Origin of the sequence: Herbaspirillum autotrophicum (genome assembly GCF_001189915.1) — a bacterium.
GTDB lineage: Bacteria > Pseudomonadota > Gammaproteobacteria > Burkholderiales > Burkholderiaceae_D > Herbaspirillum > Herbaspirillum autotrophicum.
The window spans coordinates 56,718-82,051 of record NZ_LFLS01000013.1; the positions used below are offsets into that span (position 1 = coordinate 56,718).

20 protein-coding genes are annotated in these 25,334 nt (G+C 58.7%); 5 read left to right on the forward strand and 15 right to left on the reverse strand.

Annotated elements, in window-relative coordinates; all coding sequences use genetic code 11:
- Position 1 precedes the first annotated feature (1 nt).
- The 11 genes from AKL27_RS11945 to AKL27_RS11995 form a co-directional block, all read right to left on the reverse strand.
- Positions 2 to 2,572, reverse strand: a complete 2,571-nt coding sequence (locus tag AKL27_RS11945) for a FimV/HubP family polar landmark protein (RefSeq protein ID WP_232310977.1) — start codon at positions 2,570 to 2,572, stop codon at positions 2 to 4.
- A gap of 321 nt (positions 2,573 to 2,893) precedes the next feature.
- Complete coding sequence (gene asd, locus AKL27_RS11950) at positions 2,894 to 4,000, reverse strand: aspartate-semialdehyde dehydrogenase (RefSeq protein ID WP_050463053.1); 1,107 nt, start codon at positions 3,998 to 4,000, stop codon at positions 2,894 to 2,896.
- 58 nt (positions 4,001 to 4,058) lie between these two features.
- Positions 4,059 to 5,129 (reverse strand): 3-isopropylmalate dehydrogenase, encoded by a 1,071-nt coding sequence (gene leuB, locus AKL27_RS11955; protein ID WP_050463054.1) that lies wholly within the window; start codon positions 5,127 to 5,129, stop codon positions 4,059 to 4,061.
- 94 nt (positions 5,130 to 5,223) lie between these two features.
- Complete coding sequence (leuD, locus tag AKL27_RS11960) at positions 5,224 to 5,871, reverse strand: 3-isopropylmalate dehydratase small subunit (protein WP_050463055.1); 648 nt, start codon at positions 5,869 to 5,871, stop codon at positions 5,224 to 5,226.
- Between the two features lie 132 nt (positions 5,872 to 6,003).
- Positions 6,004 to 6,135 carry an entericidin A/B family lipoprotein gene (locus AKL27_RS11965; RefSeq protein WP_050463056.1) on the reverse strand — a complete coding sequence of 44 codons (132 nt, stop codon included), beginning with the start codon at positions 6,133 to 6,135 and terminating at the stop codon, positions 6,004 to 6,006.
- 14 nt (positions 6,136 to 6,149) lie between these two features.
- Complete coding sequence (gene leuC, locus AKL27_RS11970) at positions 6,150 to 7,550, reverse strand: 3-isopropylmalate dehydratase large subunit (protein ID WP_050463057.1); 1,401 nt, start codon at positions 7,548 to 7,550, stop codon at positions 6,150 to 6,152.
- A 105-nt stretch (positions 7,551 to 7,655) separates the two neighbouring features.
- Entirely contained in the window at positions 7,656 to 8,483 is an 828-nt protein-coding gene (locus AKL27_RS11975; protein WP_050463058.1) for a M48 family metallopeptidase, read from the reverse strand.
- A 148-nt stretch (positions 8,484 to 8,631) separates the two neighbouring features.
- Positions 8,632 to 9,732, reverse strand: coding sequence for a chorismate synthase (gene aroC, locus AKL27_RS11980; RefSeq protein WP_050463059.1), 1,101 nt, complete (start codon positions 9,730 to 9,732; stop codon positions 8,632 to 8,634).
- Positions 9,733 to 9,806: 74 nt separating this feature from the next.
- The gene (locus AKL27_RS11985; protein ID WP_050463060.1) at positions 9,807 to 11,693 is read right to left on the reverse strand and encodes an MFS transporter; all 1,887 of its coding nucleotides are present in this window, start codon (positions 11,691 to 11,693) and stop codon (positions 9,807 to 9,809) included.
- A 133-nt stretch (positions 11,694 to 11,826) separates the two neighbouring features.
- On the reverse strand, positions 11,827 to 12,276 hold the full coding sequence (locus tag AKL27_RS11990) for a CBS domain-containing protein (RefSeq protein WP_050463061.1): 450 nt from the start codon (positions 12,274 to 12,276) through the stop codon (positions 11,827 to 11,829).
- 186 nt (positions 12,277 to 12,462) lie between these two features.
- Positions 12,463 to 13,794: a YihY family inner membrane protein gene (locus tag AKL27_RS11995; RefSeq protein ID WP_408609767.1), complete on the reverse strand. Its 1,332-nt coding sequence runs from the start codon at positions 13,792 to 13,794 to the stop codon at positions 12,463 to 12,465.
- Positions 13,795 to 13,948: 154 nt separating this feature from the next.
- Between AKL27_RS11995 and wrbA the strand changes: the two genes are divergently transcribed.
- The 4 genes from wrbA (at position 13,949) to AKL27_RS12015 (ending at position 16,908) form a co-directional block, all read left to right on the forward strand.
- Positions 13,949 to 14,554, forward strand: a complete 606-nt coding sequence (gene wrbA, locus AKL27_RS12000; RefSeq protein WP_332308343.1) for an NAD(P)H:quinone oxidoreductase — start codon at positions 13,949 to 13,951, stop codon at positions 14,552 to 14,554.
- Positions 14,551 to 14,946 carry a DUF2069 domain-containing protein gene (locus AKL27_RS12005; RefSeq protein ID WP_050463063.1) on the forward strand — a complete coding sequence of 132 codons (396 nt, stop codon included), beginning with the start codon at positions 14,551 to 14,553 and terminating at the stop codon, positions 14,944 to 14,946. The genes wrbA and AKL27_RS12005 overlap by 4 nt, the downstream gene beginning before the upstream one ends.
- A gap of 46 nt (positions 14,947 to 14,992) precedes the next feature.
- On the forward strand, positions 14,993 to 16,399 hold the full coding sequence (locus AKL27_RS12010; RefSeq protein ID WP_050463064.1) for an FAD-binding oxidoreductase: 1,407 nt from the start codon (positions 14,993 to 14,995) through the stop codon (positions 16,397 to 16,399).
- A 65-nt stretch (positions 16,400 to 16,464) separates the two neighbouring features.
- Entirely contained in the window at positions 16,465 to 16,908 is a 444-nt protein-coding gene (locus tag AKL27_RS12015; protein ID WP_050463065.1) for a DUF4124 domain-containing protein, read from the forward strand.
- On the opposite strand, the gene AKL27_RS12020 is transcribed toward AKL27_RS12015, so the two are convergent.
- A complete protein-coding gene (locus AKL27_RS12020; protein WP_157056901.1) occupies positions 16,905 to 18,485 on the reverse strand; it encodes a methyl-accepting chemotaxis protein in 1,581 nt (526 codons plus the stop codon). The two genes, AKL27_RS12015 and AKL27_RS12020, sit on opposite strands and share 4 nt — an antisense overlap.
- Before the next feature lie 220 nt (positions 18,486 to 18,705).
- A complete protein-coding gene (locus AKL27_RS12025) occupies positions 18,706 to 20,769 on the reverse strand; it encodes a putative bifunctional diguanylate cyclase/phosphodiesterase (RefSeq protein WP_050463067.1) in 2,064 nt (687 codons plus the stop codon).
- A gap of 248 nt (positions 20,770 to 21,017) precedes the next feature.
- Here AKL27_RS12025 and AKL27_RS12030 point away from each other — a divergent pair, with 248 nt between their 5' ends.
- The gene (locus AKL27_RS12030) at positions 21,018 to 22,310 is read left to right on the forward strand and encodes a phospholipase A (RefSeq protein ID WP_050463068.1); all 1,293 of its coding nucleotides are present in this window, start codon (positions 21,018 to 21,020) and stop codon (positions 22,308 to 22,310) included.
- 12 nt (positions 22,311 to 22,322) lie between these two features.
- Here the strand turns inward: AKL27_RS12030 and gorA are convergent, their stop codons facing one another.
- Positions 22,323 to 23,672, reverse strand: coding sequence for a glutathione-disulfide reductase (gene gorA, locus AKL27_RS12035; RefSeq protein WP_050463069.1), 1,350 nt, complete (start codon positions 23,670 to 23,672; stop codon positions 22,323 to 22,325).
- A 40-nt stretch (positions 23,673 to 23,712) separates the two neighbouring features.
- Complete coding sequence (locus AKL27_RS12040) at positions 23,713 to 25,311, reverse strand: ABC transporter permease (RefSeq protein WP_050463070.1); 1,599 nt, start codon at positions 25,309 to 25,311, stop codon at positions 23,713 to 23,715.
- Positions 25,312 to 25,334: the final 23 nt, after the last annotated feature.

Genomic DNA, 25,334 nt, shown 5'->3' on the forward strand with positions numbered 1-25,334 from the left:
CTCAGCTCAGTTTCGACAACGCCGCCTTGGCGCGTTCGACTTGCTGATCGGTACCGCCGCGAATCACTTCTTCCAGCAACTCGCGCGCACCTTCCTTGTCGCCGATTTCCTGATAGGCCGCGGCCAGATCCAGCTTGGTCCCCATTTCAGCCGCGAACGCCGACTCTTCGTCATCAAATGCCGAAGTGGCGGAAACAGCTGGCTCGGCGGCCGGCAAGTCAAGATCAATGTCATTCATTGCCACCGGCGCCGGTGCCGGCTTTGCCGGTGCATCCGGCAATGCCGCCGCACTGGCAGCAGTCAATGCGCCAAGATCACCCTTGGGCGCTTCACCGTCAAGTTCCAGATCAAAATCGATCTTGTTGCCCAGATCGGCCGGCGGGACGGAGCCCGGCTGAATCTCGGCGCCCTTGAAGTCGCTCAGATCGAACTCGATGCCACTATCCTCCGCTACCGGCGGCGGTGGCGGCGGCGTCACCACCGGCTTCGGCGCCGGTTCCGGCTTGGCTTCCTCTGCCGCAGCCTTGCTCAGACCTTCGACGTCAATCGCCTGCATGACATCTTCTTCATCGTCGGCGTCATTGCCGCCATACAAAGGATTGCCCGGGTCCAGCAAGGCGCCCATGACGACCGCGTGATCCCATTCCTCACCCACGCCGCCGGTGGCAGCGTGCAATTCCGTGGCGGCACCATTGAAGCCGACCACATCTTCGCGCTTGGCATAAATTTCCAGCAGCTTGAGACGCAAGGCGTGCCGCTCGGGCTGCGTTACCAGCGCCTGCCGCAAGACATCTTCGGCCTGTTCATCGCGGCCATAGGCGATATACATGTCGGCTTCGGTAATCGGATCAACCTCGGTTTCCACCACGGCATCCGGCGCCGCTACTACCGGCTCGGGGGTTTCCTCGGCTGCTTCTTCTTCGGCCTCAGTCTCCGCTAACGGTTTTTTTTTGCGGCGTGCCAGCAGCAGGCCGAGTCCGGCCAGTGCGGCAACGACCACGCCAGCGCCGGGCAACGTCCACGGATTGGCGAGCGCCTGATCCAGCGCCGATGCTTCCGCTTTTGGTGCCGCCGGCGCCGCAACTACCGGCGTTGCGGGTGCTGCCGGTGCAACGGCTGGCGGTGCCGGCACCGCTGCAGGTGGCTCCGCTGGCGGCGTCGCGCCATCAGCAGCGGCCGGCTTGTTCTCTTCCGGCTTGGCTTCCGTCGCCGCAACCGGTGCTACCGCGGCAGCTTCCGGCTTCTCCGGCGCTTTTTGCGCGCTCAGGTCAGCCAGTGTCTTGTCTTTGATTTCCAGCAATTTTTGCAGGTCACCAACGTTTTTTTCCAGCGCCTTGACGCGATCATTGGCCTCTGCCAACGCTTTGTCGGCGGCAATCTTGTCTTCAGCCGCCGCCGCTGCTGATGCCTTGTCCTTGTCGCCGGAGCGGGACAGTTGCAACTTGTCGCGCGCTTCGCCGGCCGCGCTGTTGCGCTCTTCCACCTTGGCGGTAATCTTGCCGCTGACACTTTGTTTGGTATCCGTCGCCTTGCGCGCCTGACCGGTTGCCACCTGCCCTGCCAGCTTGTTGCGATATTCGTTGAAGTCCCGGGCTTGCGCAATCACCTGGCTTCTGGCTTCGCCCTGATCAACCGCGCCGACAGTATCGGCCTGCGGGATCGTCAGAACGCGGCCGGCACGCAAGCGATTGATATTTTCGCCCACGAACGCATCCGGATTGGCCTGATACAAGGCAATCAGCATCTGATCGAGAGAAACACCCCTGGGCTTATTCTTGCCGGCGATTTCAGCCAGCGTATCACCCGTCTTGACCTGATAGGAATTGGCCTTGCCGGTTTTCTCTGCCGGCGCTTCGGTTTTTGCCGGCGTCTTGGCAGCCACGTCACCCTTGCGGGTGTTGCTGGCCGGCTTGGTTTCTTCGGCCGCAGCAGCCGGTGCCGGTGCAGATGCGGGCGCCGGAGTCGGCGCAGCAGCGGCGGCAGGAGCAGCACGATTATTGCGAATCAGCTCTTCAGCCAGTGGCGATGGCGCGGATTTGGTAACGATTCTGCTGACCGGCTCATCTTCCTGATTGGACACCAGTGCCGGTGCGGCCTGTGATGGCGTACCCGCAGCTGCGGGCTGAGCCGGTGCGGCCTGTGCCGGAGCCGGTGCGACTGCCGGTGCCGTTTGCACGCTTTGGGGCGCACGCGAATCAGGCGGGTCCAGCAGGAAAGTGTATTCGCGTACCACGCGTGAGCCGCCGCCGCTGACTTCCAGCAGCAGGTCCACAAACGGTTCATTGATCGGTTGCGATGAGGTGATCTTGACCAGTTGCTTGCCCTGGCGCTGCTCGACGGCAAAGCGCAAGGAAGACAAGACCGGGTTGAAATCGATGTTGGCACGACTGAATGCATCTGCCGAAGCCAGTTTGGCCACCAGCTCCGCCGCTTCTTTCTTCGACACCGCCGTCAATTCGATTTCAGCACGCAGCGGCTGGCCCAGCGACGACAGTACCGTCAGCTTGCCGAGACCTGCAGCATCCGCTGTCATTGGCAGGCTGGCCGCCAGCAACAACATGGCAGCACTCATTTTCTTCAGTCGGGACCGCTTGCTATGTGTATTTAGACGCATGTTTATATGATGTAGAAGACGTTCCCTGGGGAAGAACCTGGCGAACACAGCGCATTTCATCAATGCAGGTCCGTAAAAACCGCTGCCGGCGCCGGAACGGGCGAGCCATTTGCGAGTTGTACGGATGGAAATGATTCAGAATTTCAACATATCATCAAGAACTTGCAGGTGCAAGTGTAACCAAGTTCTCAAGATGTGGAAAACCCGCCAACATCCGGGTCACGGCGTGTTGACGGGTTTTCGTTGCATATTGACAACGTAACAAAGACTATCAATAGCTTACTTTTCGAGGATGATCCGCAGCATGCGGCGCAGCGGTTCAGCCGCACCCCACAACAGTTGGTCACCGATCACGAACGCGGAAATATATTCCGGCCCCTGATTGAGCTTGCGCACACGACCGACGCCGATTTCCAGGCTGCCGGTAATCGATGCCGGGGTCAATTCCTTGACCGTAACAGCGCGATCATTCGGCACCCACTTCACCCATTGATTGCCGTCACGGATAATCGATTCGATTTCCGCCAGCGGCAGATCGCGCTTGAGCTTGATCGTCAGTGCCAGGCTATGGCAACGCATGGCGCCGACACGCACGCACAGGCCGTCGACCGGGATTGGCTGGGCATTGCCGAGGATCTTGTTGACTTCCGCCTGGCCCTTCCACTCTTCCTTGGACTGGCCGTTTTCCAGTTGCGCATCGATCCACGGAATCAGACCACCGGCCAGCGGCGCGCCGAAAAACTCGGTCGGCACGCTTTCGCGGATGGTGTTGGCGACCTTGCGGTCGATATCCAGAATCGCCGACGATGGTGTTGCCAGTTCGTCCGCCACGGCGTCATGAATCACGCCCATGCCCTTGAGCAATTCGCGCATGTGATTGGCGCCGCCGCCCGATGCCGCCTGATAGGTCATCGAACTGACCCATTCGACCAGACCGTGCTTGAACAGACCGCCCACACCCATCAGCAGGATGGAGTTGGTGCAGTTGCCGCCAATGTAATTCTTGACGCCGCGCGCCATGGCTTCACCGATCACGTCCTGATTGACCGGATCCAGTACGATCACGGCGTCATCTTTCATGCGCAGGGTCGACGCGGCATCAATCCAGTAACCGTTCCAGCCGGCTGCACGCAGCTTGGGGAAGATTTCCGTGGTGTAGTCGCCGCCCTGCGCGGTAATAATGATGTCGCATTTTTTCAGCTCATCAATGCTGTTGGCGTCTTTCAGCGTCGTTGCCGTTTTGGCAAACGACGGCGCTTTACCGCCTGCATTCGAGGTCGAAAAAAATACCGGTTCGATGTGATCGAAATCACCCTCGTCCTGCATGCGTTGCATCAGGACCGAACCCACCATTCCACGCCAGCCAACCAAACCAACCAGTTTCATCATCTTTCCCTGTGAACTTGCTTCCATTAAAAACTACATTAAAAAAACCACTGCCAGCTCAACCCAGGGCTTTGACGACTGCATCGCCCATTTCCCTGGTGCCGACTCTGGTAGTGCCCTCTTCATAAATATCGCCGGTGCGGAATCCCTGTGCAAGGACTTTCTTTACCGCGGATTCAATACGATCAGCCTGCTCCGCCTTGTTCAGCGAGAAGCGCAGCATCATCGCCGCCGACAGAATCGTCGCCAGCGGATTGGCGATGCCCTTGCCGGCAATGTCAGGCGCCGAGCCGTGCGACGGCTCGTACAACCCCTTGTTATTGGCATCCAGCGACGCCGATGGCAACATGCCGATCGAGCCGGTCAGCATGGCTGCGGCATCCGACAGAATGTCGCCGAACATGTTGCCGGTAACGATGACGTCGAAATTCTTCGGCGCTTTCACCAGTTGCATGGCGGCATTGTCCACATACATGTGGGTCAATTCGACTTGCGGATATTCTTTATGGACATCGGTGACGATGTCTTTCCAGAACTGGAATGTTTCCAGCACATTGGCCTTGTCGACGCTGCACAGACGATTGCCGCGCTTGGCCGCAGCCTGGAATGCGACGTGCGCAATGCGGCGGATTTCCGGCTCGCTGTAACGCATGGTGTCGAAACCTTCGCGGGCCCCCTTGAACGGACCGTCCGGCGCTTCACGCATACCGCGCGGCTGGCCGAAATAGATGTCACCGTTCAATTCACGCACGATCAGAATATCAAGGCCGGCCACCAGCTCAGGCTTGAGCGACGAGGCACCGGTCAGTTCCGGATAGCAGATTGCCGGACGGAAATTGGCGAACAATTGCAGATGCTTGCGCAGACCCAGAATGGCCTGTTCGGGACGCAGCGGACGATCCAGCGTGTCGTACTTCCAGTCACCGACCGCGCCGAACAGAATGGCATCGGCTTCCTTGGCCAGCTTGAGCGTGCCATCGGGCAGCGGATGACCGTGCGCTTCATAGCCGGCGCCACCGACCGGGGCCGTTTCCATTTCAAACGTTTCGCCCAGGGAATTGAGGACGCGTACCGCTTGTTCAACGATTTCGGGACCGATGCCGTCGCCTGGCAAAATTGCTATCTTCATTTTTTCGTCTTTAATCTGAGAATATGATTTCGCGGCTGGAGCCCGTTGCCGCTCTCCTGCCGCGCGTGAAAATCGATGTTCGCCGCAATACCGGTCAGATCGTGTTGGCCAGCCAGGGCTGATCGAACAGATGGCGCTCTTCGAAAGCGCGGATTTTGTCCGCCTGACGCAGGGTCAGACCGATGTCATCAAGACCATTGAGCAAACAGTATTTACGGAATTCGCCGACTTCAAACGGATAGATCTGGCTGCCACTGGCAGTAGTAACGATCTGTTTTTCCAGATCGATCACCAGACGAAAACCTGGGAATGCCTTGACTTCATTGAACAGGTGATCGATCTGCTGCTCTGGCAGCACGATCGGCAACAGCCCGTTCTTGTAGCAATTATTGAAAAAGATATCGGCAAAGCTCGGCGCGATCACGGCGCGGAAACCGTATTGATCCAGCGCCCACGGTGCATGCTCGCGCGAGGAACCGCAACCGAAATTCTTGCGCGCCAGCAAAATCGATGCGCCCTGATAGCGCGCCTGATTGAGCACGAAATCGGGATTCAGCGGCCGCTTGGAATTATCCATGCCCGGTTCGCCGTGATCCAGATAACGCCATTCATCGAACAGGTTGGGGCCGAAGCCGCTGCGCTTGATCGACTTCAGGAATTGCTTGGGGATGATGGCGTCGGTATCGACATTGGCCCGATCCAGCGGGGCAACCAAACCATCATGGACAATAAATTTATTCATGGCACTTTGTATCGATCCGGATCACTGCATGCTGCGGCAACCCGGCATGATCGATTTCTCTCAGTTTCTGTTATCGACTCTGCCGCCGCGCATCACCTGCATGCAATGACAGCAGAGGAACGACGTCAGCCCTTACTTCTGGCCGGCGTCCTGTACTTTTTCTCCAACCTTCTGCACATCCTTGCCGAAGCCCTGCACGGTATTGCAACCCGCCAGTGTCAGAAACGATGCTGCCAGCAATGTCAGCGCGATGAGTTTTTTCATTATTGGCTCCTGTTTTATAAAGATCTGACATCAACGAAGTGACCGGCAATCCCGGCCGCAGCTGCCATGGCAGGACTGACCAGATGGGTACGCCCGCCGGCGCCCTGACGGCCTTCAAAATTACGGTTGGAAGTGGACGCGCAACGCTCGCCCGGTTCCAGACGGTCGGCATTCATCGCCAGACACATCGAGCAACCCGGTTCACGCCATTCAAATCCGGCATCCTTGAATATCTTGTCCAGCCCCTCGCGTTCGGCCTGTTCCTTGACCAGTCCGGAGCCCGGCACCACCATCGCCAGCTTGACGTTGGAAGCACGGAACTTGCCGCGCACCACGGCTGCTGCTTCACGCAAATCTTCAATGCGCGAATTGGTACAGGAACCGATGAACACCTTGTCGATACGAATATCTTCAATCAGGGTATTCGGCTTGAGCGCCATGTAGGCCAGCGCCTTTTCCATGCCATCGCGCTTGGTAGCGTCTTTTTCCTTGTCCGGATCAGGAATCCGGCTGTCGACCGCGATCACCATTTCAGGCGACGTGCCCCAGGTGACTTGCGGCTTGATGTCGGCCGCATTGAGCGTGACCACCAGATCGAACTTGGCGCCCGGATCGGTATGCAGCGTGCGCCAGTAACTGACGGCGCGCTCCCAGTGCGGACCCGACGGTGCGAACGGACGGCCCTTGAGGTAATTGATGGTGGTGTCGTCGACGGCGATCATGCCGGCGCGGGCACCGGCTTCAATCGCCATGTTGCAGACCGTCATGCGGCCTTCCATCGACAGCGAACGAATCGTCGAGCCGGCGAATTCGATGGCATAGCCGGTACCGCCGGCAGTGCCGATGCGACCGATCACGGCCAGCACGATATCTTTTGCCGTCACGCCATGTGGCAACGGGCCGTCGACCTGCACCAGCAGCGATTTGGATTTCTTCGCCAGCAAGGTCTGCGTGGCCAGTACGTGCTCGACTTCCGAGGTGCCGATACCGTGCGCCAGACAGGCGAACGCACCATGCGTGGACGTATGCGAATCGCCGCAGACCACGGTCATGCCCGGCAAGGTCGCGCCCTGCTCAGGACCGATCACGTGCACGATGCCCTGACGCTTGTCGTTCATGCCGAAATAAGTCAGGTCGAATTCCTTGGCATTGGCGTCCAGTGTTTCCACTTGCAGACGCGAGGTCGGATCGGCGATACCGTTGGCGCGGTTGGTGGTCGGCACGTTGTGGTCGGCCACCATCAGATTGGCGGCGTTGCGCCACGGTTGACGTCCCGCCAGCTTTAGTCCCTCAAATGCCTGCGGGCTGGTAACTTCGTGCAGCAAGTGACGGTCGATATACAGAATGGCGGTGCCATCTTGTTCTGTATGCACGACGTGGGATTCCCAAAGTTTGTCGTAAAGCGTTTTAAGCATGGCGCAAGCGTGTAAAAAGCAACACAGGTCGTTGAAATGAGCTTTTGATTATGCCATAACTGTGCTGTTTCCGAGTCGCGAATGTGGTTTTAGCCACGCAAACGCTCAACGTCCTTTTTTGCTTTGCTCATACAGCGGCATCACGCGCTGGGAGTAGACCGTCAAATCATTGACACGGTCCTCACGCGAGGGATGGGTCGACATGAATTTCATCGGTTCATCGCCGCCCACCTGCGCCATTTTTTGCCACAGGGTAATAGCCGCGCGCGGATCGTAACCGGCGCGGGCGGCCAATTCGACGCCGATGCGGTCGGCTTCGGTTTCATGCGTACGTGAATTGGGCAAACCCATCGTGACCATATAGGCATATTGGGCGCCTTGCTGGCCGAGGTCGCCCACGCCGAGAATCGAACTGCCGAGGGAAATGAGGCCGCCCGTCACCATTTGTTCGGAGGCCCGTTCGCGCGCATGTTCACGCAAGGCATGGGCAATTTCATGGCCCATGACCGCCGCCAATTCATCGTCGCTCAGCTTGAGTTTGTCGATCAGGCCGGTATAAACCGCAATCTTGCCGCCCGGCATGCACCAGGCGTTGACGTCCGGCGCCGTGATCAGATTGACTTCCCAATTCCATTTGGCGGCATCCGGACGAAACGCCGTGGTTTGCGGAATCAGGCGATTGGCGATGGCGCGCACCCGGCGCAATTGCGCTGCATTCTGGTTCAATGCCCCTTTTTTGCGCTGTTCTTCCAGTACCTGAGCGTATTGTTTGGAAGCAGAGGTATCCATTTCCTGTGACGACAACGCCATGCGCTGCTGGCGGTCGACACCGACCAGTCCACCCTGCGTGGTGTTCACCGTTTCACACGCGATCAACGCCAGCGCGCTGATCAACAACGCTGCATAGTTACGAACCCGAATCTTGCGCACCACACCTGTCCCCTTGAACAATGACGATCAAACAACACAAAAGCGATACAAACACGGGTTTGCATCGCTTTCACTTGCTTATTGCATCCATCGCAATTGACCGGACAAACGGGCAGCAGTTCTGCCGCCGCCGTCAGCCTTGCGAACTTTCTTATTTTTTCGAATCGGCAATCGAAGGTGTATCGACACTGACATCGCCGCATTGCGCGCGGTTGCGCAATGCATGATCCATCAGCACCAGCGCCAGCATGGCCTCGGCAATCGGTGTAGCACGAATGCCGACACAAGGATCGTGACGACCAAAGGTTTCCACCTGCGACGGCTGGCCGGCCTTGTCAATCGACTGCCGCGCCTGACGGATACTGGAAGTCGGTTTGATGGCAATCGAGGCCGTGATTTCCTGACCGGTGGAAATGCCGCCCAGAATGCCGCCGGCATTGTTGCCGATAAAACCTTGCGGGGTCAGCTCGTCGCCATGCTCGGTGCCCTTTTGCGCCACCGATTTGAAACCGGCGCCGATTTCCACGCCCTTGACGGCATTGATACCCATCAGGGCATAGGCAATCTCGGCGTCGAGCTTGTCATAAATGGGTTCGCCCAGACCGACCGGCACGTTCTGCGCCACCACATCGATGCGCGCACCGCAGGAATCGCCGACCTTGCGCAAGTCATCCATATAGGACTCAAGTTGCGGAATGATGCTGGCATTGGCGGCAAAAAACGGATTGTCGCGCACATGCTCCCAGGATTCAAACGGAATCGCGATATCGCCGAGCTGGCTCATGCAGCCTTTGAAGGTGGTGCCGTATTTTTCAAACAACCATTTCTTGGCCACTGCCGCCGCGCCCACTACCGGCGCCGTCAGGCGTGCCGAAGAACGACCGCCGCCGCGCGGATCGCGGATGCCGTATTTGTGCCAGTACGTGTAGTCGGCATGACCGGGGCGGAAGGTTTCCAGCAGATTGCCGTAATCCTTGCTGCGCTGGTCCTGATTGCGGATCAGCAAGGCAATCGGGGTGCCGGTGGTTTTGCCTTCGAACACGCCCGACAGGATTTCCACGGTATCGGGTTCCTGCCGCTGGGTGACGTGGCGCGACGTGCCCGGCTTGCGCCGGTCCAGTTCCGGCTGGATATCGGCTTCCGACAGCACCATGCCCGGCGGACAGCCATCAATGACGCAGCCAATGGCCGGACCGTGGGATTCACCAAACGTCGTGACGGTAAACAGCGTGCCGAAAGTATTGCCGGACATAATAAATTTCTGAATGGACGTAAAAACCCGATTTTACCAGTGCTTGCCCCTGCAGCGGGAATCACAGGCAGAACTCACTTCCATTCACCGCGCAGGTCGGCCACGCGCTGCTTCAGATATTCCGGGCTGGCTTCGGCCGCCGCCACCGGTTCACCGACCACCAGCTCCAGGCGGGAAAACAGACCGCGCTTGAACGAACGATGAAACGGATTGCCATTGCCGCGCGTCAGCAAACTGCCCCACAAACCGCGCAGGGCCATCGGCAATACCGGCACCGGACTGCGGTCGAGGATTTTCTTGACGCCCCCCTTGAATTCATTGATTTCACCATTGCTGGTCAATTTTCCTTCCGGGAAAATGCACACCAGATCGCCTTCATGCAATGCCTGAGCAATATCGACATAAGCCTTTTCCATCAGCCACGGATCTTCCTTGGCCGGTGCAATCGGAATCGCCTTGGCGGTTCTGAAAATCCACGCCAGCACCGGAATCTTGAAAATCCGGTGATCCATGACAAAGCGGATCGGGCGCGGACTGGCCGCCATGATGACGATGGCGTCGACGTAGCTGACGTGATTGCAGACCAGCACGGCAGCTCCTTCCACCGGGATCCGTTCGGTATTGACGGTACGCACGCGATGGATGGTGTGGATCAGTATCCACGCCAGGAAGCGCATCAGGAATTCCGGCACCAGCGAGAAAATATAGGTCGCTACCAGCGCATTGAGAATCGCCGTGGTCAGGAAAATCTCGGGAATGGTAAAGCCGGCGCGCAACAACACCATGGCCAGCAACGCCGCCACCACCATGAACAGCGAGTTCATGATATTCATCCCGGCGATGGTGCGCGAGACGTGCTGCGGATCGCAACGGGTCTGAATCAAGGCAAACAGCGGCACGATGTACAAGCCGCCAAACACGCCGATCATGACGCAATCGAACAAGATGCGCGGCGCGCCGTGCTGCGCCACAAAGCCAAGCAGATCGACCAGTCCGGTATGGGTATAACTGGTGCTGGCCAGATACAGATCGAAGCCGAAGATCGACAAGCCAATCGCGCCGAACGGTACCAGACCGATTTCAACCTTGTGGCCGGACAAACGCTCACATAACAGCGAACCGGTACCGATGCCGACCGAAAACACCGTCAACAGCAACACGAATACGCTGTGATCGCCATGCAGATAGTTTTTGGCGTACAGCGGAAACTGCGCCAGCATGATGGCGCCGTAAAACCAGAACCAGGAATTGCCCAGCATCGACAGGAACACCGGCCGGTTGCGCCGCGAAAAAGCCAGGTTGCGGGCGGTCTCGGTGAACGGATTCCAATTGATTTTCAGATCCGGCGCCGGTGCCGGCGACAAGGGAATCCGCAAACTCATGAGCCAGCCCAGCAAGGCAATCGCGATCGTCACCGCCGCCACCAGTTCCAGCCCCCACGGTTTGTACACCACCAATACCGCGCCCACCACTTCGCCGATCAGGATGCCGACGAAGGTCCCCATTTCAATCACACCGTTACCACCAACCAACTCTTCCGGCTTCAATTGCTGCGGCAGATACGCGTACTTGACCGGCCCGAACAGGGTTGAATGCAAACCCATGCCGATCACCGCCGCCACCAGCAGCCACAGGTGATGCGTCATCCAGCCGAAGGCGGCCACCGCCATGATCGCAATTTCCAGCAATTTGACGAAGCGCGCCAGCCGCGATTTTTCCAGCTTGTCCGCCAGTTGCCCGGCGGTGGCCGAAAACAGAAAGAATGGCAAGATGAACAAACCCGGAATCAGATTGTTCAGAAAACCGGAATCCATATCGGTCCAGCTCAGCGCGTCATATGTAATGATGGTCAGCAGCGCGGTCTTGAATACATTGTCATTGAGCGCGCCGAGAAACTGCGTCCAGAAAAAGGGACCGAATCGACGCTGGGACAACAGGGAAAACTGATTGGATTGAGACATGAACTCAGGAAAGTGAGGGAAATAACGCGGACAAGAAAAAACCGTCCATGACAACATGAACGGTTTGGATCAGCACCGGATCACCCGCGCGGGGTGTGGAACCGGCCAACCACGGCAGACGCTGACAACGCGCTCAACCGTTCTCTTCTTCGGCAGGCCAGTCGCGGATATAGGCCTTCAACATCTTGTTTTCGAAACCCTGTGCATCGAGCACCGCCTTGGCAACGTCGTAGAACGACATCACGCCGAGCAGGGTCTTGGCATCCATGACCGGCACATAACGCGCATGCTTTTCCAGCATGATGCGGCGCACTTCATTGAGATCGGTATCGGGTGTGACGGTGATCGGATGATCATCCATATGCTTGCGCACGGTGCTGGTGCCAACGGTGCCATGGTTGGCCTGCAAGGTCTTGAGTACTTCGCGGAAGGTCAGCATGCCGACCAGTTCGCCGAATTCCATGACCACCAGCGAGCCGATGTCTTTCTCAGCCATCGTGCCTACCGCGTCCGCAATCGAAGTTTCCGGCGTGACGGTAAATAGGATATTGCCTTTGACTTTGAGAATTTCAGAGACTTTCATGGTGTCATCCTGATTAAAGTTGTTTTAAATGCGTATTGCTGCTGTTGCCAACGTATCGGTATCTTGACTGTAGCCCAAGCCGGCTGAAAAATCTACACGCCAACGGGCTGCATTTGCATGGTACGAGGTTTATAGCCATTTCGGCAACCCTGACGACAGTCATCCCGAGAGATAACGGTCGCCGGTTCAGACTGCCCGGCCGGTGACCGGCGTCGGCGGCAGCGCCGGCACGGCGGCGTTATCCGCCGGCGCCGCAAGATAGTCCGACAAGGTCTGGTTCAGCACACTGCCGATTGCGGTTTCCAGCGTGTCGACCAGGCGCCGGTCTTCATCCATGTGGGTGGCGGCATCAAACACGAACAAGCGGTAGACGTCCGACAATGTCAGCACATCCGGGTTGATCAGCAAGGTCCAGCTATCCAGACCATCCACCATGCGCTTGCCCCAGGCTGCCTTTTTCGGGCCGTCGGCCTTGATCGAACCGACCCAGCCGGCGTCCAGCATCTTTTCCAGCAAACTTTGCAATTCTTCGAAGCCGAGCCGGGTTTCCGCCCGCAGGGTCCCGGCATCGACCATCGCCGATTCGCCATTGACGCGGGCGTGGTGCAAGATCGTCAAGACTTTCATGGCATCGAGAAACTCACCGCCGGGCGATGCCACATGCCACCAGCGCTCATAACGCACCACCGGCAGGGCCGCGGTCAGCAAGGCGCCGAGCAAGGTGATCATCCACAGCATGTAGATCCACAGCAGGAAGATCGGCAAGGCGGCGACCGCCCCGTACACCATGGTGTAGGTCGGGAATTTGATGATATAGGCAGCAAACAGGCGCTTGGCGATTTCCACCGCAACCCCGGCCAGCAAGCCGCCCCAGATGGCGTCGCGCCAATCCACCCATTGATTCGGCACGGCAATATACAAAAGGGTAAAGGCGGCGGTGGTCAGCAAAACCGAAATCAGCGTATAGAAACTGGCGCCGATCAGCGGTACGCTGGTGACCACGCCGTTGGTGGCCGCGTACAGATAAGAAGTCACGCTGATGGAGACCCCGATCAGCAACGGCCCCAGCGTGATGATGGCCCAGTACACCAGAATCCGTTGCATCAGCGGCCGCGATTTCTTGACGCGCCAGATCTGATTGAAGACACGGTCGATAGTGGCCATCGTCATGACCGACGTGAAAATCAGCGCCACCCCGCCGACCGCCGACAGACGCGCCGACTTCGAGGCGAATTGATTCAGGTAACCGAGGATGGTATTGGCGACCCCCTTGGGCATCAGGTTTTGCACGAAATAGGCTTCCAGCGCCGAGCGGAATGTGCTGAACAAGGGAAACGCGGTAAACAGCGCCAATGCAATCGTGAGCATCGGCACCAGCGACAGGATGGTGGTAAACGTGAGGCTGCCGGCGACTTGCGGCAGACGGTCGTCATTGAGCCGGCGGGCGGCGAACTTGAACAAGTCCTGCAATTGCGCGCGGGTCAGTCCTTTCATATTGCGAAAAAAAGTAGGCAGCATTTGACAATCAAAATAATATCGATCAGGCCAGACCACGAATCCGGTCGCCGGGTTCCCCGACGCCTCAGGAACCCATGTTCGAGACCACCAAAAACCTGTTCATGATCTCGCACCAAGATCGTGAATGGGTTCTAAAGGCCCCTATAATACCAACATGACAAATACCAGCATTCTGATCCTGTATTACTCCCGCCACGGCTCGACCCGCAAACTGGCCGAACTGATCGCTCAGGGCGTGGAAAGCGTCGCCGGCTGCGATGCCCGCTTGCGTACCGTGCCGGCGGTATCGACCGTGACCGAGGCCAGCGCCCCCGACATCCCGGCGGACGGCGCGCCGTATGTCGAACTGGCCGACCTCGAACAATGCGCCGGGCTGGCGCTGGGTTCGCCGACCCGCTTCGGCAACATGGCATCGGCCATGAAATATTTCTGGGATGGCACCGCGCCGCAATGGCTGTCGGGCGCACTGGCCGGCAAACCGGCGTGCGTGTTCACCTCTACCGGCAGCATGCATGGCGGCCAGGAATCGACTCTGCTGTCGATGATGATTCCCTTGCTGCACCACGGCATGCTGCTGCTCGGCCTGCCTTACACCCATCCCGAACTGATGAGCACCAGCAGCGGCGGCAGCCCTTACGGCGCCAGCCACTGGTCCGGTGTCAACGGCAACCAGCCAATCTCGGACGATACCCGCGCGCTGGCGATTGCGCTCGGCCAGCGTCTGGCTACCACCGCCCTCAAATTGCGAGGTGAATCATGAGCACCGAACGCGCCCGTATTTTTCATATCACCGCCGCCACCAGCCTGATCGCCCTGATCATTCTGTGCGTCGCCTGGGAACTGGTGCTGGCGCCGTTGCGACCGGGCGGTTCCTGGATGGTCCTCAAGGTATTGCCATTGCTGATTCCGTTGCGCGGCGTACTCAAACGCGATGTGTATACGATGCAATGGTCGTCGATGCTGATTCTGATTTACTTTACCGAAGGCATCGTGCGCGCCACCAGCGACCGCGTCCCCATGTCGATCACGCTCGGCTGGGTTGAAGTCGGCCTGACCTGCTTGTATTTCCTGAGCGCCATTTTGTATCTGAGTCCTTACAAAAAAGCGGCCAAGGCGCTGGCCAAACAGGCGATTCAAAAAGCCTCGCAATAACCCGCGCTGTTCACGCTACCCCCGGCCACCGATCCGATCCGCCACTATGAGTGACTTCCTGCAAGCTTGCCGTGAACTGATCGGCGCCTCCCACGTCCTGACCGCTGCCGCCGATACTGCCGGCTACCTTACCGATCAGCGCGGCCGCTTTACCGGCAAGGCGCTGGCGGTGCTCAAACCGGGTACAACCGACGAAGTCGCCGGCGTGGTCCGCCTGTGTGCCGCGCACCGGATACCGATCGTGCCGCAAGGCGGCAATACCGGGCTGGTACTCGGCAGCGTGCCCGATGCCAGCGGCGACGCCGTGCTGTTATCGCTGACCCGGCTCAACCGCATCCGCGCGGTCGACCCGATCAACAACACCATGACCGTCGAAGCCGGCTGCATTCTGGAACATGTACAACAAGCGGCGGCCGCCGCGCAACGGCTGTTCCCGTTGTCACTGGCGGCGCAAGGCAGTTGCACCATCGGCGGCAATCTGTCGACCAACGCCGGCGGCACCGGCGTGCTGCGTTACGGCAATACGCGCGAACTGTGTCTCGGACTCGAAGTCGTCACCGCCGACGGCGACGTCATGAGCAGCCTGCGCGGCTTGCGCAAGGACAATACCGGTTACGATTTGCGCGACCTGTTCATCGGCGCCGAAGGCACCCTGGGCGTGGTCACCGCCGCGGTACTCAAACTGTTTCCGCAACCCAAGGCGCAAGTCACCGCACTGCTGGCACTGGATACGCCGGATCAGGCGCTGCGTGTGCTGGAACTGGCACAGGCCCAATGCGGCGCGGCACTGACCGGTTTCGAACTGATGTCGGACCTGTGCCTGCAACTGGTGATACGCCATTTCCCGCCACTGCGGCTGCCGTTCAATCAGGCATCGCCGCAATATCTGTTGCTGGAATTATCCGACAGCGAATCCGAAGCCCATGCCTCGGCGATGCTGGAAAGCGTGGTCGGCGCTGCACTGGAACAGGAACTGATCACCGATGCAGTGGTGGCGGCCTCGATTGCCCAATCGAAATCGCTGTGGCTGTTGCGCGAAAACATTTCGATGGCGCAGGCGCATGAAGGCAAGAATATCAAGCACGACATTTCGGTACCGATTTCCCGCATCGGCGAATTCATCCGCGTCACCGACCGTCTGCTGCAAGCGGCCTCGCCCGGCTGCCGCATGGTGACCTTCGGCCATCTGGGCGACGGCAATCTGCACTACAACGTATCGCCGCCGGCCGGTGTCAGCGATGTCAGTTTCATTACCGCGCAGGCCGAGATCAATCGCGTAGTGCATGACAGCGTTGACCAGTTCGGCGGCTCGATTTCCGCGGAACACGGACTCGGCGCATTGAAGCGCGAAGAAATCCTGCGCTACAAATCACCGACAGAACTGAAGTTGATGCGCAGCATCAAACAGGCGTTGGACCCACACAATCTGATGAATCCAGGCAAGGTCCTGTAGAACGCTCCCCGCTCAGTCTGGCAGGATGCGTTCAGCATCCCGCCATTTGCTCCGGGGAGTTCTCCATGTACCACCGACATCGTCGCCTGCTGCCCTTGCTGGCAGCCCTGTTGTTGCCCGCCACACCGGCCCGGGCCATTTACAAATGCCATGAAGCCGGCGTCATTCGCTATACCGACGTCCCCTGCCCCGGCGGCAAAACGCTGGACTTCACGGCACCGCCTCCCGATGCCGCCGCTGCCAGAAAAAGAGCGGCGCAAGACAAGGCCGCACTCAAACAACTGGAAACCGAACGCCAGGCGGAAGACAAAAAAGAGACACAAGCCCGGCATCAGCAATCCCGCGCCAACAGCGCCGCCCAAAAGAAGAACAAGAAATGCGCCGCGCTGGCGCAACGCCGGCAATGGGCGGAAGAAGATCTGCGTCAGGCCGACAGCAAGACGCTCGACAAGGCCAGACGCCAAAGCCGGCGCGCGGCCGAGTCCTATCAGCGCGAATGCGACGGCTAAGTGACCGGATGCAACAACTTGCTGCCAGCGCCACTGAGATTGAACACGCTCACCAGTTGCGCCAGCTTCGTCGCCTGATCCTGCATCGACTGCGCCGCTGCTGCCGCTTGCTCCACCAGTGCTGCATTTTGCTGCGTGGTTTGATCCATCAGCGTGACCGCGCGGTTGATTTCTTCGATGCCGGTGCTTTGCTCCTGACTGGCAGCACTGATGTCGCTGACAATATCGGTCACCCGTCTGACACTCTCCACGACTTCGTCCATGGTGCTGCCGGCCTGCTCCACCAGCCGGCTGCCGACCCCGACCTTTTCCACCGAGTCATCGATCAGCGACTTGATTTCCTTGGCCGCAGCCGCACTGCGTTGCGCCAGACTGCGCACTTCACTGGCCACCACCGCGAAACCGCGTCCCTGTTCGCCGGCCCGGGCCGCCTCTACTGCCGCGTTCAGCGCCAGAATATTGGTTTGAAATGCAATGCCATCAATCACGCTGATGATATCGACGATCTTTTTCGACGATTCATTGATTGACCCCATAGTGGCAATCACTTGCCCGACCACGCTGCCGCCCTGCACCGCCACTGCCGAGGCCGACACCGCCAGTTGATTGGCTTGCCGTGCGTTATCGGCATTTTGCCTGACGGTGGAAGTCAACTGTTCCATCGCCGACGCGGTTTCTTCCAGCGAACCCGCCTGCTGTTCCGTACGCGAAGACAGATCCAGATTACCCGATGCAATCTGACTCGACGCCGTGGCTATCGTATCGGTACCGGTGCGCACATTGCCGACGATATTGCGCAAGCTGAGATTCATGTCTTGCAAGGCTTGCAGCAGTTGTCCCGACTCATCCCTGGAATTGACCACGATGGTGGTATTGAGGTCACCCGCGGCGACCCGCCGGGAAATCCCGACCGCCGCATTGAGCGGGCGCGTGATGCCGATGGTCAGATACCAGGCACATGTCATGCCGAGGATCAGCACCAGCACTTCCAGCAACACCAGCAGCCGGGTACTCTGCACTGCCACGGCATTGATATCGATGTTCAGCTGATCGATATTTTGGCGCTGTAACAGCAGCAAGTTCTCGACCTGTTGCTGATACAAAGCTGCCGCCGGCAAGAAGTCCTTTTCCAGCGCGGCATCGATCATGGCCTGATCCGGATTGGCTGCAGCCTTGGCCTTGTAGATCACATCGCGGGTCGTCAGATAGACCTGGCGTTGCTGTGCGATCTTGTCAAACAATTGTCGTTCGTCGTCGGAGGTCAACATGGCGCCGATTTTTTTCTGCAGCTCACCCGAGTTTCGGGTGGCCGTCTCGGTTTCCGGTTTGAAGAATCCTCCGAGCGAGGTATCGGCGCTCTTGGCAATCGCCATCGCGCGCCGGATACCGCCGTAAGTATTCAGATACCAGTCGCTGATCATGCGTTCTTTGGCCAGTGGCGTGGCCATCATAGCGGTGGTGGCGGCGGCCACCGATTGCAGGCGCCAGATACCGATCACCGCAATCACCAGCGACAAACTCAGAATCAGTGCAAACCCCATGCCCAGGCGTTTGCCGATGCGGATATTGTTCATCATGTTCACGTTCTCCCCCCGAAGGATGCTGTGCTATGCGAAACCTGCCGTGTCGTCGTGATTGCATTGGTATTGACCGGCGGCAGCACGCCATCGCCTCACGTCAATCAGATGCATATCTGATTTTAGTGAGGCAAGGAAAAAAGGGAAGCCATGCGAATGAAAATAATGGAATGCAGCGACACGCTGCTCCGTGCCCGCCAGAAGTGGTGGCGGACGAGACTTACAAGTTTGAAGTTGCTGCCAGAAACTGATCCGCCGGCATTGGCCGTCCCATCAGATATCCTTGCAATGCATCGCAGCCGAGTTCCGTCAGGAAATCCTGTTGCATGGCAGTTTCGACGCCCTCCGCCACAATCCGCAGATTCAGCGTGCGCCCCAGGGCCACAATCGAGGAAACGATGGCGGCATCATCGGTACCGATGCCGAGGTCGCGGACAAAGCCACGATCGATTTTCAATTCATTGGCAGGCAAGCGCTTGAGATACAGCAGACTGGAGTAGCCGGTGCCGAAGTCATCGATGGAAATATCAACGCCGAGATCGGCGATTTTCTGCAAGGTCAGCAGGCTCGCTTCGGCATCATGCATCGCGGTCGATTCAGTCACTTCCAGTGTCAGGCAACGCGCCGGCAAATCGTAGCGCGCCAGTGTCGACTGGACCAACTCGATCAGATCGTGATGCGCAAATTGCAGCGCCGACAAATTGACCGCCACTTTCCAGTCGAGATGTCCGAGATCACGCCATTCGCGCATTTGCCGGCACGCCTCATTCAATACCCAGGCGCCGATCGGTACGATCAAGCCGGATTTTTCAGCCAGTCCGATAAACTCATCCGGACCAACCATGCCACGGGTCGGATGCTGCCAACGCAGCAAGGCCTCAGCGCCCAGCACCGGGCCATTCGGCGGATTGAATTTGGGCTGGTAATACAAGACGAATTCCTTGCGCTCCAGCGCTTGCCGCAAATCCTGCAGCAATTGCAGCTGGTTGTGCGCATTGGCATTCATCGATGCTTCAAAGAAATGGTAGCCGTTGCGGCCGCTGCGCTTGGTGTGATACATGGCGGCATCGGCATTGATCACCAGATCGTGACGCGTGCTGCCATCTTCCGGATAAATCGCGATGCCGACGCTGGCCGAGACACTCAGGTCATGGCGCTGGATATGAAATGGCTCGTTGATGATGGTAACCAGCTTGTCGGCGATGGCCACGGCATCGTCGCGTTCCTTGAGATCGACCAGCAACACGAACTCATCGCCGCCGAGGCGGGCCACAGTATCGTGCGCGCGCATGATGGACCGGATCCGGTTGGCGACTTCGATCAGCAGCAAGTCACCGATGTGATGACCGAGCGAATCGTTGATGGCCTTGAAGCCGTCGAGATCGATGAACATCAATGCGAAATGACCATGTTCGCGTGAGGCCTGATGAATGGCCTGATTCAGCCGGTCTTCCAGCAGAGTGCGGTTGGGCAGCTTGGTCAGATGGTCATGCAATACCTGTTGCGTCAATTCTTCATTGGCTTCGGCCAGCGATACTGCCAGCTTGGCGGTGCGCGATTCCAGACGCGCATCCAGGATCGAGGTCAGCAAGGCGATGGTCAGCACCGACAACGTCGCGATGACAATCACGATCGCCAGCCAGCCCGGACTGACGCCTTCACGCGCGGCGGTGCAGATACTGCCGAGTGGGAAACGGGCCGCTTCCATCCCGGTGTAATGCATGCCGACGATGGCAATGCCCATTACCACTGCGGCACTGGCGCGGGCCAATCTGACATGCGGTGTATTGCGCCGCAAGTGAAAGGCAATCCACAAGGCGGCGCCGGCCGCCACCACCGCAATCACGATGGATGCAAGGAATATCAGCGGGTCGTATTGAATCGCCGGATTCATCAGCATCGCCGCCATGCCGATGTAATGCATCAGGGCAATCCCGCCACCCATCAGCAGCGCGCTCTTGAGCAGGCGTCGCAGCGGCAGCTCGGGCCGGCTGACGGTCCACAGTGCAAAGCCGGAAACGATGATCGCCACCAGCAACGACAGCAAGGTAATCCAGATGTCATATCCCAATACGATCGGCAACCGGAATGCCAGCATGCCGATGAAGTGCATCGACCAGATGCCGATGCCCATGGCGACCGCGCCACCCACCAGCCACGAACGGCCACCGAATTCCTGTGTGCTGTTGATCCGCTCCGCCATGTCCAGCGCGGTATAGGAAGCGAGAATGGCAACCAGCAGCGAAACGACGACCAGCGCGCTATCGTAAGAAGCGGTTAACATGGATGGCAAATCAGTTGGAGGCAGATGAGGCTGCAGCGGGCGGAAGAGTCGGTCAACATGGACTTGTCGAAACAATAAGCAAAACCGCCATTATCCCGTAAATTTGATTTACGCCGCCAACTCACTATCTAAATGCTAATTATTGACAACATGGGGGGGATTCAATCGTATGATCCAGGCAACTTTATTAATGCAATGCAGTCAATTCCCGAACTCCCTCCACTTGTTCCGCTAACCAACGCCTGCCCATGCCACCCACGTCCACTTCTTTTCGAATTCTGCGGCGCAGTCTGATCGCCGGTGCTTCCCTGCTGTTGTTGCAAAATGCCATCGCCGGTGTCGCCTTGCTGCAGCCGGGCAAGCGCATCGATGGCACACAACCGCTGCAACTGACGTTGCTGGTCAGTGATGACAATTTGCCGCAACAGCAATACGAGATTCCAAAACAATTGATGGTCGCAGTGTCGGCAGACATGATTCCGCCGCAGCAGATCGCGTTGCGGCGCGATGATGATGGCAACGATCAGATCACCCTGCGCAAAGGCGAATTCCGCAAATATACCTACAGCGCCGTACTGCCGCCGAATATGCGCGGCAATGTCCGGATCGAGCCGGTCGGCCTTGATGCGGCGCCGATGCTGCTGGTCGTGGTGCGTCCCGATCCGGCATTGGGACCACTGGCACCGGTGCCTTTCATGGCCGATGCACCGCTGGCGCATTCTGACAGCGCTGCCGCACCGGTGACGCCGGCAGCTTCGGTCATCACGCCGGGCGCCAACGCAGCAGCCAACGCCAGCGCGCCGGCAGCGCTGGACCTGATCAATACCTCGCGCCTGACGTTCAATGAACCGATGTATTTTGTCGCCGGCAACAGCGGTGGCAACAGCAACGCCAAATTCCAGCTGAGCTTCAAGTACCGCATTTTTCAGCCGGACGATCCGCGCTCACACGGCCTGATCGACAATCTGTATTTCGCGTATACCCAGTTTTCCTTATGGGATCTGCAAAGCCCGTCAGCGCCGTTCCGCGATACCAATTACCGCCCCAGCCTGTATTATTTCTTGCCGGACCTCGGCATCCAGAATGGCATTCTGAGCCGCATGGCGGTGGCGACCGGGCTGGAACATGAATCCAACGGCCGCGATGGTGCGCAATCGCGCAGCATCAATATGGCATTCGTGCGACCGACATTCAGCTTCGGCAATCTCAACGATTACCATCTGCGCATTTCGCCCAAGATTTACGCCTATATCGGTTCGCGCGAAGACAATCCGGATATCGCCCGCTACCGCGGCAACGTCGATCTCAACATCGCGTTCGGCAAACCGGATGGCATTGAATTTTCCAGCACGCTGCGCAAGGGTTCGGCCAGCAACTACGGCAGCATTGACTCGCAGTTGAGCTATCCGGTCACGAAATGGTTGCCGGGTGCTGCCGGTTACGTGATGGCCAGCGTGTTTTATGGTTATGGCGAAAGCCTGCTGACCTACAACCAGAAACTGACGCCGCAATTTCGTATCGGCTACAGCCTCTGGCGCTAGGGTTTCACTGTTTCAGACCGGCGTACGCATCGTCACGAACTCTTCAGCCGCCGTCGGATGAATGCCGATGGTGGCGTCGAACTGCGCCTTGGTCGCACCGCACTGCAACGCCACCGCAAAGCCCTGCATGATTTCACCGGCTTCGGCGCCGACCATGTGCACCCCCAGCACCTTGTCGCTGGCGGCGTCCACCACCAGTTTCATGAAGGTACGTTCCGGATTGCCGCTCAGCGTATGCTTGAGCGGTTTGAATTCGGACTTGAAGATCCGCAGTCCGGTAAATTTCTTGCGCGCCTGCTCTTCACTCAACCCCACCGTCGCCACATTCGGATGACTGAATACGGCGGTCGGCACATTATCGTAAGACACTGAACGCGCCGCCTTGTTGAACAGGCGTCCGGCCACCGCCATGCCTTCGGCCAGCGCCACCGGCGTCAAGGCAATGCGGTCGATCACATCGCCAATCGCGTGGATCGATGGCACATTGGTGGCGAACTGTTCATTGACCACAATGGCGCCGTTATCCTTGGTGGCGACACCGGCATTGCCCAGCCCCAGTTGCGCCGTATTGGCATCGCGTCCGGTTGCCAGCAGCACACAATCGGCTTCGATACGACGGCCATCATCAAGTATCACGGTCTTGCCGCCGGCGCTTTGTTCGATGCCGGCAATCGTGGTTTCAAATAATATCTGCATGCCCTTCTTCTGCATTTCCGCCGCCAGAAACACACCGAGTTCAGCGTCCATGGTGCGCAACAATTGTTTGCCGCGATACACCAGCGTGACCTGACTGCCCAAGCCATTCAGGATCGAGGCCAGTTCGACGGCAATGTAGCCGCCGCCCATCACCACCGTGCGCGCCGGCAAGGCCGGCAAACGGAAAAAGCCGTCCGACGTGATCGCATGGACGCTGCCTGGAAAGTTTGGCACCGACGGCTGGCCACCGGTAGCGATCAGGATATGTTCAGCACTGAAGCGCTGCTCGCCGACGCGCACGGTATGCGCATCCTCGATCACGGCAAAACCGTCAATCACCTTGACGCCGGCGCCATCGAGCAATTTGCGGTAGACGCCGTTGAGACGGGCGATTTCCTTATCTTTGGCGGCGATCAGCGTGGCCCAGTCGAACCCCGGCTGGCCCGGTTGCCAACCATAGCCGACGGCATCACTGAAGTCTTCATGAAAATGCGCGCCATACGACATCAGCTTTTTCGGAATGCAACCGACATTGACGCAGGTCCCGCCCAGATACTGACTTTCGGCAATCGCCACGCGTGCACCGTGTTGCGCCGCAAAGCGGCTGGCGCGCACGCCGCCGGAACCGCCACCGATGGTGAACAAATCATAATCGTATGCAGACATGTGCTTCCTTTTTAACTGGTGAAATTCATCGGTACGTCCGTCATGCCTTGCGATTCAAGGCCCGCGTAACCAGCAGCACCGGAATCAGGCCGACCGCCACAATCGTCAGCGCCGGCACCGCGGCTTCGGCCAGACGTTCGTCGCGCGCCAGATTATGGGCGATCACGGCCAGCGTGTCGGTATTGAACGGCCGCAACAGCAAGGTCGCCGGCAGTTCCTTGACCACATCGACAAACACCATCAGCGCGGCAGTGGCCAACGAGCGCCACAGCAACGGCATATGTAGACGCCGGACGATATGCCAGCGCGAGCTGCCCATGGTCCGGGCGGCCTCATCGAAGCTGGCCGGAATCCGCGAATAACCGGCTTCCACCGATTGCACGGCGACCGCGGTAAAGCGTACCAGATAAGCGTAAACCACGCCGGCCGAGGTCGCCGTCAGCCAGATGCCGATCATGCTGCCCGGCATCAAGGCCTGCAACCATGCCAGCGGCAGCAAAATGCCGACTGCAATCACCGAGCCGGGAATCGCATAGCCCATCGATGCCAGGCGGGCAACAAAGCGCAGCATCAACCGGCGGATGCGCGGCAAATCATTGGCGCGCTGCGCGAAACACAAGGCCAATGCCAGCAGTACTGCAATCACGGCGGCGCTACCGCCGAAGCGGAAACTGTTCCAGGTCCAGCTGACATAGCGCGTCAGATCAAGCGCTACCGGATCGCGCCAGATCAGATGCAACAAGATCAGCACCGGCAAAATGAAACCCAGCACGACCGGCAAGCCGCACACCAGCCAGGCCAGTGTGGTGCCGCTGCGGCCCAATCGCGGCAAGCGTGATTCGGCGCCATCGCCGCGATGACCGCGCACCGTGGCGAACCGCATGCGCTGCTGCTCGCGCCGCTCGACCCACAGCAACAAGGCAACGAACAACAGCAGCACGGTGGCATATTGGGCGGCAGCGATACGGTCATCCATGACCATCCAGGCTTTGTAGATGCCGGTGGTAAACGTGGTCAACCCGAAGTAGGCGCTGACGCCGTAATCGGCCAACGTTTCCATCAATGCCAGGGCGGCCCCGGCCATCAGCGCCGGCCGCGCCAGCGGCAGCGCCACCTTGCGAATCCGTTCGCCGAGCGGCGTTCCCAGCAGCCGTGCGGCTTCCATCAAATGCGCGCCGCGTTCGCTGAGCGCATTGCGTGCCAGCAGATAGGCGTAGGGGTAGAGCGTGAACACGAACAGAAATATCGCGCCCGACAAGCTGCGCACATCAAACCGGAAACCGGGAAAGATGGCGCGCAAGGATGTTTGCAACGGCGCGCCGTATTGCAGAAAATCGGTAAAGGCGTAGGCCGAGACATAGGCCGGCATCGCCATCGGCAACAACAAAGCCCAGGAGAGAAAACGCTTGCCGCGAAATTCAAACAGGCTGATGGCAACTGCGGTACCGGCACCGACAATGATCACTCCCAGCGTCACCGCAAACGCCAGCCAGGCCGAGGTCGCCAGGTAACCCGGCATGACGGTCTGCATTTGCTGCGCCAATACTTGCAGTCCGTTGACATCCAGACTGAACCAGGCCGACACGATACCGAACAGGGGCAAGGCAATGAGTAAAGCGATCAGGCCGATAAGATACATAGAGAGCAATGATAGAGAACAAC

Bases quoted from the DNA above. Each gene is read 5' to 3' on its own strand.
- AKL27_RS11945 (WP_232310977.1), bottom strand. From the start codon at position 2,572: ATGAGTGCTGCCATGTTGTTGCTGGCGGCCAGCCTGCCAATGACAGCG.
- asd (WP_050463053.1), bottom strand. From the start codon at position 4,000: ATGAAACTGGTTGGTTTGGTTGGCTGGCGTGGAATGGTGGGTTCGGTC.
- leuB (WP_050463054.1), bottom strand. From the start codon at position 5,129: ATGAAGATAGCAATTTTGCCAGGCGACGGCATCGGTCCCGAAATCGTT.
- leuD (WP_050463055.1), bottom strand. From the start codon at position 5,871: ATGAATAAATTTATTGTCCATGATGGTTTGGTTGCCCCGCTGGATCGG.
- AKL27_RS11965 (WP_050463056.1), bottom strand. From the start codon at position 6,135: ATGAAAAAACTCATCGCGCTGACATTGCTGGCAGCATCGTTTCTGACA.
- leuC (WP_050463057.1), bottom strand. From the start codon at position 7,550: ATGCTTAAAACGCTTTACGACAAACTTTGGGAATCCCACGTCGTGCAT.
- aroC (WP_050463059.1), bottom strand. From the start codon at position 9,732: ATGTCCGGCAATACTTTCGGCACGCTGTTTACCGTCACGACGTTTGGT.
- AKL27_RS11985 (WP_050463060.1), bottom strand. From the start codon at position 11,693: ATGTCTCAATCCAATCAGTTTTCCCTGTTGTCCCAGCGTCGATTCGGT.
- AKL27_RS11990 (WP_050463061.1), bottom strand. From the start codon at position 12,276: ATGAAAGTCTCTGAAATTCTCAAAGTCAAAGGCAATATCCTATTTACC.
- AKL27_RS11995 (WP_408609767.1), bottom strand. From the start codon at position 13,794: ATGCTGCCTACTTTTTTTCGCAATATGAAAGGACTGACCCGCGCGCAA.
- wrbA (WP_332308343.1), top strand. From the start codon at position 13,949: ATGACAAATACCAGCATTCTGATCCTGTATTACTCCCGCCACGGCTCG.
- AKL27_RS12005 (WP_050463063.1), top strand. From the start codon at position 14,551: ATGAGCACCGAACGCGCCCGTATTTTTCATATCACCGCCGCCACCAGC.
- AKL27_RS12010 (WP_050463064.1), top strand. From the start codon at position 14,993: ATGAGTGACTTCCTGCAAGCTTGCCGTGAACTGATCGGCGCCTCCCAC.
- AKL27_RS12015 (WP_050463065.1), top strand. From the start codon at position 16,465: ATGTACCACCGACATCGTCGCCTGCTGCCCTTGCTGGCAGCCCTGTTG.
- AKL27_RS12020 (WP_157056901.1), bottom strand. From the start codon at position 18,485: ATGATGAACAATATCCGCATCGGCAAACGCCTGGGCATGGGGTTTGCA.
- AKL27_RS12025 (WP_050463067.1), bottom strand. From the start codon at position 20,769: ATGTTAACCGCTTCTTACGATAGCGCGCTGGTCGTCGTTTCGCTGCTG.
- AKL27_RS12030 (WP_050463068.1), top strand. From the start codon at position 21,018: ATGCCACCCACGTCCACTTCTTTTCGAATTCTGCGGCGCAGTCTGATC.
- gorA (WP_050463069.1), bottom strand. From the start codon at position 23,672: ATGTCTGCATACGATTATGATTTGTTCACCATCGGTGGCGGTTCCGGC.
- AKL27_RS12040 (WP_050463070.1), bottom strand. From the start codon at position 25,311: ATGTATCTTATCGGCCTGATCGCTTTACTCATTGCCTTGCCCCTGTTC.